The following is a 12332-nucleotide window of genomic DNA, read 5'->3' as shown; positions in this document are numbered from 1 at the left end:
ACAAATTGATAACCGAAACAGGCTTGCCGATGCAAGGAGTTTATTTTTCGAAGGGATGAATGGCGATGTACTTGAGGGCGCTATCGCCGGCAAGCCGGCTCCTACAGAGTGCGCGTCATCTCAAGGTCTGGTTGCGGTCATTGTAGGAGCAAGCTTGCTCGTGATCCGTCGGCAGGCGGAACCACCTCAGGGTTCGAGGCCGATGGGGAAAAACTCACCGCCGCTCCACACGCCCAGCCAGGACTGGCCGTCGATCTGTCGCGTGACCGCCAGCTCCACCAACTGGTAGAACACGTTGCGGTGGATCAGCGCTTCGAGATTGCTGCGTACATGCACATACGGCGTCGGCTCCTGGCTGACGGGATCGATCAGCACCCGGATCGGATGCTCGGCACCCGCGCTGACCTGTTCGTCGACATAGGTGGTAAAGCACAGTTGCTGCGCCTCGCCCTGCCCTTGGACCTCCAGGGTCACGGCGACAAAAGGCGCGTCGTCGACCTTGATGCCGACCTTTTCCACCGGGGTGATCAGGAAATAATCGTCGCCGTCACGACGCAGGATGGTGGAGAACAGCTTGACCATCGGCTTGCGCCCGATGGGTGTGCCCAGGTAGTACCAGGTACCGTCGCGGGCGATACGCATGTCGATATCGCCGCAGAAGTCCGGATTCCACAGGTGAACCGGCGGCAGCCCCTTTTCCGTCCTGGGAATCTGTGCCAACAGGTCGTTGGCCTTGCCTGGTTCACTCATGCTCACTCCGAAATGACTTACTGATCGCTCAAGCCCAATAGACTACGCGCATATTCGGCCAGTGGCTTGGCGATCAGGTCCTGCGGCTTGTTGTCATGGAACGTCAGTAAACCGCCACGACTCTTGATCCGCGCGGTATCGATCAGGTACTGGGTGCTGGTTTCGATCAGCATGATCTGGATCACGCCGCTGTCGATCCCCAGGCGATCGACGGCTTCCTGGTCGGCCCATTCGTCGTAGTTGCCGATCCGGTCGTCGGCCTTGGCGAAACGGGTGTACAGCAGGTAGTGGGCACCGGCGGAGCGGGCTTCGGCCATGGCCTCGTCGAGGCCCTCCGGCGCACGGGCGCGACGGACCATCGGGAAGTATTCGACAAAGCCGTTGAAGGCCTCTTCGGCCACCACGTTCGGCCGTGGATAGGCGCTGCCGGGCGGAGTGAATGCACCCTGGGCAATGTAGATGAAGGAGTCAGGCTGAATGCGGAACGAATGGATCCGGCGCGTATCGCTATGATCGAGCAATCCCGCGTCGCTCATCTGATAACGCGCGCCCTCTCCCAGATCGCTGACTTTCATGCAGCCGCCCAGCGCCAAAAACGCCAGCAGCATAACCAGGCTACGCATCCTATCCTCCAGAGGCCGGTGACGGAAAACCGGCGAATAGCCGCGTGATGCAGCTTCCGCGCCAGATTGGTCAGTCAGAGGGGGCGGGGCATGCTTCAAGCCCAGGGGGATACTGCTTGATTCATGTGGAAGCAGGCTTTTGTAGGAGCGGGCTTGCCCGCGAAGAGGCCAGTGAAGCCGCTAAAAGCTTCGCGGGCAAGCCCGCTCCCACACAAGCTCCGCGCCTACATAGAGGTGTGGATATGCCTAGCCACCAATGATTTTCATCACCGTCGCCCCGCCGGAGAAGGCCACTTCCTGCTTGTCGCCCAGGGCCTTGACCAGCAGCCGCTGCAACGCCGGCAGGGCTTCGTGGCGCGGCTTGTCCAGCAGGTCGCCGACGTAATGCCGATTGCTCGACGACAGGCAGCCATGCAGCCATCCCGTGGAGGACAGGCGCAAGCGCGAGCAGGTCCGACAGAACGGTACGCTTTCATTGGCGATCACGCCAAAATAGCCCTGCCCCGGAATCTCGTAGCGCACCGCGGTCGCGTCGACCGGTGCATTGGCCTGCAGGTATTCGTAGCGCTCACCGATCAGCCCGAGCAATTGCTGGAGACTGACAAACTGCTGGAGAAAGGCATTGTTGTCGCTGGCCAGATGCCCCATGCGCATCAATTCGATGAAACGCAGCTCGTAACCCCGCTCCAGGCAGTAGTCGAGCAGCGGCATCACCTGGTCCAGGTTCTGTCCGCGCAGCGGCACCATATTGACCTTGATCTTCAGCCCCGCCGCGCGGGCCCGGTCCATGCCATCGAGCACGCTCGCCAGATCGCCGCCACGGGCAATGCTGCGGAACGCTTCGGGGTCGAGCGTGTCGAGGGAAACGTTGATCCGCCGGATGCCGGCCTCCACCAGCAACGGCAGTTTGCGTGTCAGCAGTTGGCCGTTGGTGGTCAGGCTGATATCACTCAAGCCCATCTTGCCCACCGCGCCCATGAAGGCTTCCAGCTTGGGACTGACCAGCGGTTCGCCGCCGGTAATACGCAAGCGCTCGATACCGGCCGCCTCGATCAGGTAGGCAACACCCCGCGCCATGGCTTCGGCCGACAATTCATCCTGGGCAGCCACCAGCCGCTTGCCATTGGGCACGCAATAGGTACAGGCATAGTTGCAGGCGGATGTCAGGCTGATGCGCAGGTTGCGAAAACGCCTGCCTTGACGGTCAACGATCATGGAACACTCCGGCGATGAACTCTGGCACAGACTAAAAGCTGACTTGAAAATCAACTTTTAGCAAGTCCTATCCGTAGGAGCCGGCTTGCCGGCGATTCAAGCGACGCGGAATTCAAGCCGCACCGCGCTATCATTCTTCGCCGGCAAGCCGGCTCCTACAGGACCATCACCAGTATACCGCGCCGGTCAGGCTACCGGCGTATCGGTGTCGCGCTTGCGCTTGTTGCCCATGCGCACGCCGATGTCCATCAGGAACTGGAAGAAGCCCTCCTGATCCTCCAGCACATTGCTCCAGAACGGCGAGTGGTACAACGCGACCGCGCCGTGCACCAGCGCCCAGGCGGCGCAATAGTGGAAATACGGCGGCACGTCCTCGAGCTTGCCTTCGCTGATACGGCCCTTGATCAACAAGGTCAGGCGCTCGAAGTTGGAGGCGCGGATCTTGTGCAGTTCCTCGACCATTTCCGGGACCTGATGGCCCTTGACCACCTTCTCTTCCAGGCGATCGAACAGTCGATAACGCTGCGGGTCGCGCATGCGGAATTCGAAGTAGGCGCGGGACAGTGCTTCCTTGTCCTTGTCGACGTCGGCCGAGTGCAGCAATTCGTTCAAGTCGCGCTCGTAGTCGAGCATCAGGCGCAGGTAGATCTCCGCCTTGGACTTGAAGTGCTTGTAGATGGTGCCTTTGCCGATACCGACGGCATCCGCGATCATCTCGACGGTGACACTGTCTTCACCCTGTTCGAGGAACAGCTTTAGCGCGGTATCGAGAATTTCTTGCTCGCGGCGACGAAACTCACGGACCTTACGGGGTTCTTTATGCATAAGAAAAGGTCTGTAGGGGCAAAATCGAAGCCAAGTATTATGCCTGAGCCGCGCCAAATTGCACGAATCATCCGAGGCTTTTCGTTTTCACTGTCGACGAATCAGACCTTATCGGTCAAAAAGTCTTCGTCCGGGTCACGGAGCGTCGCATTCAGGCAAGACCCGGAGGCGGTGCCGAGCAATGAGAACTCAACCGAAGCGCAGGTATTCCAAATCTGTTTAAAAAATGAGCAGGCCTGACTGGACGTGACGCGATACTGGCCAATACTTGAAGTGTCGGCGCGACATCTCCCCCAAGTGACGCGCCGATAAAGGTGCCAAGGGACCGCGCGCCTTTGTTTTACTCCTAATGGTCTTAACCCGGATTCACCCCCCCAGAACCCGGGTTTTTTTTGCCTGCGATTTGGCTTTCAAGGTCAAGGGATTGCTCCCACAACGACGCTCAGGAACGTACATGGGCCAGCGGAAACAAGCGCTTGAAGTTCTCGGTGGTCTGCTCGGCGAACTGCTCATAAGGCACCCCGCGCAACATCGCCAGATAATCCGCCACATCGCGCACGTACTGCGGCAGGTTCGGCTTGCCCCGATGGGGAATCGGCGCGAGGTAAGGCGAGTCGGTTTCCACCAGCAGGCGATCGGCCGGCACCTGCCGGGCCACATCGCGCAAGGCATCGGCGTTGCGGAAGGTCACGATCCCCGACAGCGAGATATAGAACCCGAGGTCCAGCGCCGCGCGGGCCATGTCCCAATCCTCGGTGAAACAGTGCAGCACGCCGGCCTGGGGCAGCTGTGCTTCGCGCAACAGGCTCAGGGTATCGGCGCGGGCGCCACGGGTATGCACGATCACCGGCTTGCCGGTCTTCTGCGCCGCCTGCAGGTGCAGGCGGAAAGACGCCTGTTGCAAGTCGGCCGCTTCCGGCTCGTAGTGATAGTCCAGGCCGGTTTCGCCGATGGCCACCACGCGCGGATGATCGAGCTCGCGCAACAACCAGTCGAGGGCCAGCGTCGCCTCGGGCTTGACGTCCAGCGGGTGCACACCGACCGAACAGTCGACATCGGCATAACGCTCGGCCAGCGCCTTCACGTCGGCGGCGTTATCGGCGCTGACACCGATGCACAGGAAGTGCCCGACCCCGCGCTGGCGCGCCGCTTCGAGGGCGGCATCCAGGGAACCCTGGTGTTCGGCGAGATCAAGACGGTCGAGGTGGCAATGGGAATCTACAAGCATGAGATAGAGTGACAACTACATCGTATGGGTGGGACGGTCGGACTTGAGGGCGCCGGCCAGATGGGTTTCGATCTTGCTGCGGGCGGTGTTGTCGCCGTCGTTGAACTGTACGCCGATACCTGCCGCGCGATTGCCCTGGGCGCCCTTGGGGGTGATCCAGGTAACCTTGCCGGCGACCGGGATTTTCTCCGGCTCATCCATCAGGTTGAGCAGCATGAACACCTCGTCACCCAACCTGTAGCTCTTGTTGGTGGGGATGAACAGGCCGCCGTTCTTGATAAAGGGCATATAGGCCGCGTACAGCACCGACTTGTCCTTGATGGTCAGGGACAGGATACCGTTGCGCGGGCCTGGACCAATGGGTTCGTTCATGCGGACTCCCGAAATGCAGATAACCCGATTCTAGGCGCTTGGTGGCCTGTACGGCTAGTTCGCCGGCAACGCTGCCCACTGCACCAGCAAGGCTTCGAGCAGCAGCACCCGGTTGAGGTTGGCCTTGCTCAGCACCTTCTGCCGCTGGGCGAGGATCCAGTCCTGGATATTCAGGACCTTTTCCTGCGAGGTTTTCTGCGCGAGGTACTGCACCACCTTGCGCATATCGTGCAGGCCCAGGCCAGCTTCATCCTGGGTCAGTTGATAACGCAGGATCAGGCTCGACCAGTCGCAGAACCAGTCGAACAGCAGCAACAGCGCAATGGCATTCCAGCCCTCGGCCAACTGCGTGGCCGACTGCTGTTGCTTGAGCAGTTTCTTCACTCCGTCCACCACCAGCGCCCGCTGTTCGCGCACGCCCTGGGCCTGCAGACTGACCGCCGCCAGAGGCGAACCGGCCGCCAGGGTCAGCAGCTCGGCACGCTCTTCTTCGCTGCAATCGGGCAAGGCCCCGGCCAGCCACTCCAGGCTCATGGCTTCGCCCGGCAGCGGACAGGCCTGCTGCACGCAACGGCTGCGAATGGTCGGCAACAAGCGACTGGACTGGTGGCTGACCAGCAACAGCACGGTATCGCCGGACGGCTCTTCGAGACTCTTGAGCAAGGCGTTGGCGGCGTTGATGTTCATCGACTCCACCGGCTCGATCAGCACCACCTTGCGCCCGCCCAGTTGCGCGGTCTGCACCACGAAGCTGACCAGATCGCGAACCTGGTCGACCTTGATCGCCTTGTCCGCCTCTTCCGGTTCGAGGATGTAGTTGTCCGGGTGACTGCCCGCCGCCAGCAACAGACAGGACTTGCAATGGCCGCAGGCATTGAGGCCTTGCGGGCTCTTGCACAGCAGCAGCGCCATCAGCCGTTCGGCCAGGGCCCGCTTGCCGATCCCCACCGGGCCGTGGAGCAGATAGGCATGGGCATGCTGCGTGCGACCGGCCAGTTGCTGCCAGAGGGCGTCCTGCCAGGGATAGGCTTCAGCCACGATGCCGCTCCAGGATCAGTGGCAGCAGGCCGTCCAGCGCTTGCTGGACTTGTGCCAGCGGCAAGGCGGCATCGACCAGGCGATAACGTGCCGGGTCGGCTTCAGCACGCTTCAGGTAGGTACTGCGCACCGCATCGAAGAACACCCGCCCTTCCTGCTCGAAGCGATCCAGCCGGCCACGCGCACTGGCGCGGGCCAGGCCGATTTCCACCGGCAGGTCGAAGACCAGGGTGAGGTCCGGGCGCAACTCGCCCTGGACAAAGGTTTCCAATGTGGCGATTCGCTCCCGGGACAAGCCACGACCGCCGCCCTGGTAGGCATAGGTGGCGTCGGTAAAGCGATCGCACAACACCACCGCCCCCCGCGCCAGGGCCGGGCGAATCACCTGGGCCAGGTGCTGGGCACGGGCGGCGAACACCAGCAACAGTTCGGTGTCGGCACACATGGCTTCATCGCTCGGGGCCAGCAGCAATTCGCGAATACGTTCGGCCAGGGGCGTACCGCCCGGTTCGCGGGTCAGCAGCACATCGATGCCCCGGGCGCGCAAGCGCTCGGCCAGGTACTCGCGATTGGTGCTCTTGCCGGCGCCTTCCGGGCCTTCCAGGGTAATAAACAAGCCGGTCACAGGCAGTCCTTAATCAGAGTCATTGCGCGTCCTTCGTCTCGGGTGCGACGGGGTCCGACGCGGGCGGCGCTTCAGTCGGGGCGCCGAGGGGCGCCGCGGCGGGTTCAGTGGTGTCCGGGGCCGGCTTCGGCTCGGCGCCGGGAACAACTGCCGGCACGGTGGCGGGTGCCGTAGAGGGTGCTACCGCCGGCGCCGGGCTCGAACGGTAGTCCGCTCGTCGCTTGAGCTGGAACTCGCGCACCGCGTTGTTATGAGCGTCCAGGTCGTCGGAGAAGACATGGCTGCCATCGCCCCGGGCGACAAAGTACAGGCTGTTGCCCGCCACCGGGTTCAGCGCGGCATGAATCGCTTCGCGGCCGACCATGGCGATCGGTGTCGGTGGCAAGCCGGTGTTGAGGTAGGTGTTGTAGGGGTTGGCCTCACGCAGGTGGGCGCGGGTCAATTTGCCGGTGTAGCGCTCACCCAGGCCGTAGATCACCGTCGGATCGGTCTGCAGCAGCATGCCGATCTGCATCCGCCGCACGAAGACTCCGGCGATCTGGCCGCGCTCCTGGGGTACGCCGGTTTCCTTCTCCACCAGCGACGCCATGATCAGCGCCTGGTAGGGGTCGGTGTAGGGGGCGTCGGCGGCACGCTTCTGCCATTCCTGGTCCAGTACGTTGTCCAGGCGGTCGTAGGCCTTTTCCAGCAGTTCGGCATCGCTCATGCCGCGTACGAAGCGGTAGGTGTCCGGGAAGAAACGACCTTCCGGGAACACACCCGGATGGCCCAGCTTGCTCATGACTTCGGTGTCGCTGAGGCCGTTGAGGGTCTGCTGGAGCTTGTCGTTTTTCGCCAGGGCACTGCGTACCTGCCGGAAGTTCCAGCCCTCGACCAGGGTCAGGCTGTACTGCACCACTTCGCCACGCTGCCACAGGCCCAGCAGCGCACGCACATTCATGCCCGGGGTAAGGCGATACTCGCCACTGTGCAAAGGCACGGCGGACAGGTTGAAACGCCAGTACAGACGCAGCCAGAACGCATCGCGCAGGGTGCCGTCGGCCTCCATGCGATTGAAGGTCCCGGTGGGGGTCGCGCCGGCCGGCACGTCGAGCAATTGCTCCTGCGTCAGGTCGAGGGTCTGCTCCAGCGCCGAATGAATCTTCCAGGCCGATCCGCCCAGCGCCAATCCCGCCAGCACCAGACCTGTCTGCAGCAGCACCAAGAATTTACGTCTCAATTCAAACATCCAATAACGCGCGGGCAATACCTTGCAGTTTACGGGTGAGCGGACCCACCGACCAGCTCAGATCGGCAAATGCACGAACCGGCCAGACGCCGTAGACGCTGTTACAGAGAAAGACCTCATCGGCCTGTCGGAGTTGCTCCAGGCTGATGTCCGAGATATCCACAGGGATAGCCAGAGCACGGGCCTGATCCAGCAACTCGGCACGCATGACGCCGGCCACACCGCACCGGCTCAGGTCAGCGGTGAACAGCACGCCGCCACGTACCAGGAACAGGTTGCTGAAGACCCCTTCGATCACCCGCCCGGCGCCATCGAGCATCAAGCCTTCGGCATGTTCGGCATCCTGCCACTCACTGCGGGCGAGCACCTGCTCCAGCCGGTTGAGGTGCTTGAGACCGGCCAGCAGGGGTTGTTCGGACAGGCGGGTGACACAGGGGAAAAGACGAATGCCCAGGTTTTGCAGGGCCGGTGGATAAGCCGCTGGCAGACTGCCCTGGAGGATACGCCGCGGCACCGCATCGGCGGCGGCGGCGTAACCGCGCAGGCTGTCACCCCGGGTGAGGATGAGCTTGAGCACACCCTCGCCCATGGCGGCGCTGTAGACCAGCAGCTCGCTGCGGATCAACGCCTGGTTCGTAGTGATGCCCAGGCGCTGGCAACCTTCGGCCAGGCGCTGCAGGTGCCGCTCCAGCAGCAGCGGACGCCCGGCTTTCACGGCAATGGTCTCGAACAGACCATCGCCGTAGGCCAGGCCACGGTCCTTGAGCGGCAACGAATCCGCCGGCTGACCGTCGACCCAGCTTTGCATCACTCGGCGAACCGGCGGAACACCAGCGAGCCGTTGGTACCGCCAAAACCGAAGGAGTTGGACAGCACCACGTCGATCGGCATGCGCCGCGCTTCGTGAGGCACGAAGTCGAGGTCGCAGCCTTCGTCCGGCTCGTCGAGGTTGATGGTCGGCGGCGCTACCTGGTCGTTGATCGCCAGGACGCTGAAGATCGCCTCGATCGCCCCGGCGGCACCCAGCAGGTGACCGGTCATCGATTTGGTCGAGCTGACCGCCAGTTTGTAGGCGTGCTCACCGAATACCGTCTTGATCGCCTGGGCTTCGGCAAGGTCGCCGGCCGCGGTCGAGGTGCCGTGGGCATTGACGTACTGCACCTGATCGACATTCAGCTTGGCATCACGCAGGGCGTTGGCGATGCAACGCGCCGCACCGGCGCCGTCGGCGGGTGGCGAGGTCATGTGGTAGGCATCGCCGCTGGTGCCGAAGCCGATCAGCTCGGCGTAGATGGTGGCACCACGCGCCTTGGCGTGCTCCAGCTCTTCCAGTACCAGCGCACCGGCGCCGTCGGACAACACGAAGCCGTCGCGGCCCTTGTCCCACGGACGGCTGGCACGGGTCGGCTCGTCGTTGCGGGTCGACAACGCGCGCGAAGCACCGAAGCCGCCCATGCCGAGGCCGCAGGCGGCCATCTCGGCGCCGCCGGCAATCATCACGTCGGCTTCGCCGTAGGCAATGTTGCGCGCCGCCATGCCGATGCAGTGGGTACCGGTGGTGCAGGCGGTGGCGATGGCGTAGTTCGGCCCCTGGGCACCCAGGTGGATGGACAGGAAGCCGGAAATCATATTGATGATCGAGCCAGGCACGAAGAACGGCGAAATGCGCCGTGGCCCGGAATCATGCAGGGTGCGGCTGGTTTCCTCGATATTGGTCAGACCGCCAATACCCGAGCCCATGGCCACGCCGATGCGTTCGCGGTTGGCGTCGGTAACTTCCAGGCCGGCATTGCGCACCGCCTGAAAACCGGCAGCCAGGCCGTATTGAATGAACAGGTCGAGTTTGCGGGCTTCTTTGACCGACAAATATTCTTCGACTTTGAAGCCTTTTACCGAGCCGCCAAAACGGGTGGTATAGGCAGAAAGGTCTGTGTGTTCGATCAGACCAATGCCACTGCGGCCAGCCAGAATGCCCTGCCAGGTACTCGGAACATCCGTACCCAATGGCGACAACATCCCCATACCGGTGACTACGACGCGTCTACGCGACACAGCACTCTCCTTTATCCTGTTGACGACACTTTGCCTCACACCTAAAGAAAAAACCGCACGCCATGATGGCAGTGCGGTTTTTCCATGACAGCGGGCAACGATTACAAACTATTACGCCTGATGGGCAGTAACGTAATCGATAGCAGCTTGTACGGTGGTGATTTTTTCAGCTTCTTCGTCAGGGATTTCGGTCTCGAATTCCTCTTCCAGAGCCATCACCAGCTCAACGGTGTCAAGGGAGTCGGCACCCAGGTCTTCAACGAAGGAAGCAGTGTTGACCACTTCTTCTTCCTTGACGCCCAGTTGCTCGGCAACGATTTTCTTGACGCGTTCTTCGATGGTGCTCATACCTTGTTTTCACTCCTAATGGAAAAATTCAGGCAGCTGGCCGGTGGGTAAGTGTATAGAAAGGCTTTTCAGCTTTTCAACCGAAAGCTTCAGCCTTCGTCCCCCTTTGCCCTCTGCCCATCAATAAGTTGCAGCTTTATAACGGATTTTAGACAGCTGGTATGACATTTTTTTGAAGCAATCCGTCACATTTGAATTACATGTACATCCCGCCGTTCACCGGGATTGTAGCCCCAGTCACGTAAGCCGCACCGTCCGAAGCCAGAAAAGCGACCACTTGCGCGATCTCCTGGGCCTGGCCGAGACGGCCCAGCGGAATCTGCGTCAGCAGGGCTTCACGCTGTGCCTCGGGCAATTCGCGGGTCATATCGGTGTCGATGAAACCTGGAGCAACCGAGTTTACCGTAATCGACCGCGAACCGACTTCACGCGCGAGTGCGCGACTGAAACCTTCGAGGCCGGCCTTGGCTGCCGCGTAGTTTACTTGGCCTGCGTTACCCATGGCACCCACAACCGAGCCAATATTGATAATTCGGCCCCAACGCGCCTTGGTCATGCCACGCAGAACGCCCTTGGACAGGCGGAACAGACTGTTGAGGTTGGTATCGACCACGTCGTACCACTCATCGTCTTTCATGCGCATCATCAGGTTATCGCGGGTGATACCGGCATTATTGACCAGGATCGCCGGCACACCGAACTGCTCGGTGATGCTCGCCAGGACTGCGGCCACGGACTCGTCGCTGGTGACGTTGAGTTCCAGGCCAGTACCTTGAATACCATGTTCCTTGAGGGTCGCGGCAATGCGCTCGGCACCCGAGGCGGATGTCGCGGTACCGACGACCACAGCCCCCAGGCGACCCAATTCGAGGGCGATGGCTTGGCCGATACCACGGCTGGCGCCGGTGACCAGTGCAACTTTACCTTGCAGACTCATGCAGGCTTCTCCTAATTCAGGCCTGTGCCGCGCGCGTGGCGGCGAAGGCATCCGGGGTATTCAGGTTGGAGGTGTTCACGCCATCGGCGCAACGCTTGTTCAGGCCGGCCAGGACCTTGCCCGGGCCGCACTCGACCAGTTCGGTCGCGCCCTGGGCCGCCAGGTACTGCACGGACTCGACCCAGCGCACCGGCTTGTAGAGCTGTTCCAGCAGGTCGCGCTTGAGGGTATCCAGATCGGCGGCGACGCCGGCGCTGACATTCTGCACCAGCGGGATCTGTGGTGCCTGCCAGTCGATGGCCGCAACCGATTCGGCGAAGCGTTCGGCAGCCGGACGCATCAGCTCGCAATGTGACGGTACGCTGACCGGCAACGGCAATGCGCGCTTGGCCCCCTTGGCTTTGCAGGCTTCCATGGCGCGCTCGACAGCGGCCTTGGCCCCGGCGATCACCACCTGGCCCGGCGAATTGAAGTTTACCGCACTGACCACTTCGCCCTGGGCGGAGTCGGCACAGGCTGTAACCACATCGGCATCTTCCAGGCCAAGGATCGCCGCCATGGCGCCCTGCCCGGCCGGCACGGCCTCTTGCATCAGCTGACCGCGACGCTCGACCAGACGAACGGCATCGGCCAGGCTCAGGCTGCCGGCAGCAACCAGTGCGCTGTATTCACCCAGGCTGTGGCCGGCGACATAGGCCGGACGCTTGCCGCCTTCAGCCAGCCACAGGCGCCACAGGGCCACCGAAGCGGTGAGGATCGCCGGCTGGGTCTTGTCGGTCTGATTCAGTTGCTCTTCCGGCCCCTGCTGGGTCAGTGCCCAGAGGTCATAGCCCAGGGCCTCGGAGGCCTCGGCGAAGGTTTCCAGGATCAGCGGGTACTGCGCGCCCAGCTCGGCCAGCATGCCGAGGGACTGCGAGCCCTGTCCTGGAAAGACGAATGCGAGGGAAGTAGACATGAAACGAGCCCCTAATGATCTTGTCGTCGGAGAGTTGAGGTCCCACCATGGGAACGCCAGAAATTCTTGATTGAATGCCTCAGTTGGATGGCACGTTGAACCGAGCGGTCACATTTAAGCATTTGCCAGGCAAAAC

14 protein-coding genes are annotated in these 12332 nt (G+C 62.0%); all 14 read right to left on the bottom strand.

Going from position 1 to position 12332, the window contains the following annotated elements:
- Window positions 1-186 precede the first annotated feature (186 nt).
- The 14 genes from HX851_RS35170 to fabD all read right to left on the bottom strand — a co-directional run bounded on the left by HX851_RS35170 (window position 187) and on the right by fabD (window position 12196).
- Window positions 187-750, bottom strand: a complete 564-nt coding sequence (locus HX851_RS35170; protein WP_177057512.1) for a DUF1285 domain-containing protein — start codon at window positions 748-750, stop codon at window positions 187-189.
- Between the two features lie 17 nt (window positions 751-767).
- Window positions 768-1373, bottom strand: a complete 606-nt coding sequence (locus HX851_RS35165; protein WP_177057513.1) for a DUF4823 domain-containing protein — start codon at window positions 1371-1373, stop codon at window positions 768-770.
- A 246-nt stretch (window positions 1374-1619) separates the two neighbouring features.
- Window positions 1620-2588, bottom strand: a complete 969-nt coding sequence (locus HX851_RS35160) for a GTP 3',8-cyclase MoaA (RefSeq protein ID WP_177057514.1) — start codon at window positions 2586-2588, stop codon at window positions 1620-1622.
- A 186-nt stretch (window positions 2589-2774) separates the two neighbouring features.
- Window positions 2775-3413 carry a TetR/AcrR family transcriptional regulator gene (locus HX851_RS35155; protein WP_017126411.1) on the bottom strand — a complete coding sequence of 213 codons (639 nt, stop codon included), beginning with the start codon at window positions 3411-3413 and terminating at the stop codon, window positions 2775-2777.
- A gap of 442 nt (window positions 3414-3855) precedes the next feature.
- Window positions 3856-4641, bottom strand: a complete 786-nt coding sequence (locus HX851_RS35150; RefSeq protein ID WP_177064272.1) for a TatD family hydrolase — start codon at window positions 4639-4641, stop codon at window positions 3856-3858.
- Between the two features lie 15 nt (window positions 4642-4656).
- Window positions 4657-5013: a PilZ domain-containing protein gene (locus tag HX851_RS35145; protein ID WP_017126409.1), complete on the bottom strand. Its 357-nt coding sequence runs from the start codon at window positions 5011-5013 to the stop codon at window positions 4657-4659.
- A gap of 54 nt (window positions 5014-5067) precedes the next feature.
- The gene (locus HX851_RS35140; RefSeq protein WP_177057516.1) at window positions 5068-6051 is read right to left on the bottom strand and encodes a DNA polymerase III subunit delta'; all 984 of its coding nucleotides are present in this window, start codon (window positions 6049-6051) and stop codon (window positions 5068-5070) included.
- Window positions 6044-6676 carry a dTMP kinase gene (tmk, locus tag HX851_RS35135; RefSeq protein WP_177057517.1) on the bottom strand — a complete coding sequence of 211 codons (633 nt, stop codon included), beginning with the start codon at window positions 6674-6676 and terminating at the stop codon, window positions 6044-6046. Before tmk ends, HX851_RS35140 begins: the two co-directional genes overlap by 8 nt.
- A 19-nt stretch (window positions 6677-6695) precedes the next feature.
- Window positions 6696-7895, bottom strand: coding sequence for an endolytic transglycosylase MltG (mltG, locus tag HX851_RS35130; RefSeq protein ID WP_177057518.1), 1200 nt, complete (start codon window positions 7893-7895; stop codon window positions 6696-6698).
- 1 nt (window position 7896) lies between these two features.
- Entirely contained in the window at window positions 7897-8712 is an 816-nt protein-coding gene (gene pabC / locus HX851_RS35125) for an aminodeoxychorismate lyase (RefSeq protein WP_177057519.1), read from the bottom strand.
- The gene (gene fabF / locus HX851_RS35120) at window positions 8712-9956 is read right to left on the bottom strand and encodes a beta-ketoacyl-ACP synthase II (RefSeq protein WP_177057520.1); all 1245 of its coding nucleotides are present in this window, start codon (window positions 9954-9956) and stop codon (window positions 8712-8714) included. Before fabF ends, pabC begins: the two co-directional genes overlap by 1 nt.
- Before the next feature lie 111 nt (window positions 9957-10067).
- Window positions 10068-10304, bottom strand: a complete 237-nt coding sequence (acpP, locus tag HX851_RS35115) for an acyl carrier protein (protein ID WP_007987170.1) — start codon at window positions 10302-10304, stop codon at window positions 10068-10070.
- Between the two features lie 196 nt (window positions 10305-10500).
- Complete coding sequence (fabG, locus tag HX851_RS35110; protein WP_177057521.1) at window positions 10501-11241, bottom strand: 3-oxoacyl-ACP reductase FabG; 741 nt, start codon at window positions 11239-11241, stop codon at window positions 10501-10503.
- A 16-nt stretch (window positions 11242-11257) separates the two neighbouring features.
- Window positions 11258-12196: an ACP S-malonyltransferase gene (gene fabD, locus HX851_RS35105; protein WP_177057522.1), complete on the bottom strand. Its 939-nt coding sequence runs from the start codon at window positions 12194-12196 to the stop codon at window positions 11258-11260.
- Window positions 12197-12332: the final 136 nt, after the last annotated feature.

The organism is Pseudomonas gingeri (assembly GCF_013385635.1).
In the GTDB taxonomy this organism is placed as follows: Bacteria; Pseudomonadota; Gammaproteobacteria; order Pseudomonadales; family Pseudomonadaceae; genus Aquipseudomonas; species Aquipseudomonas gingeri_A.
Note: the sequence above shows the minus strand (reverse complement) of the source record. Positions and strands in the feature narration are given on the sequence as shown.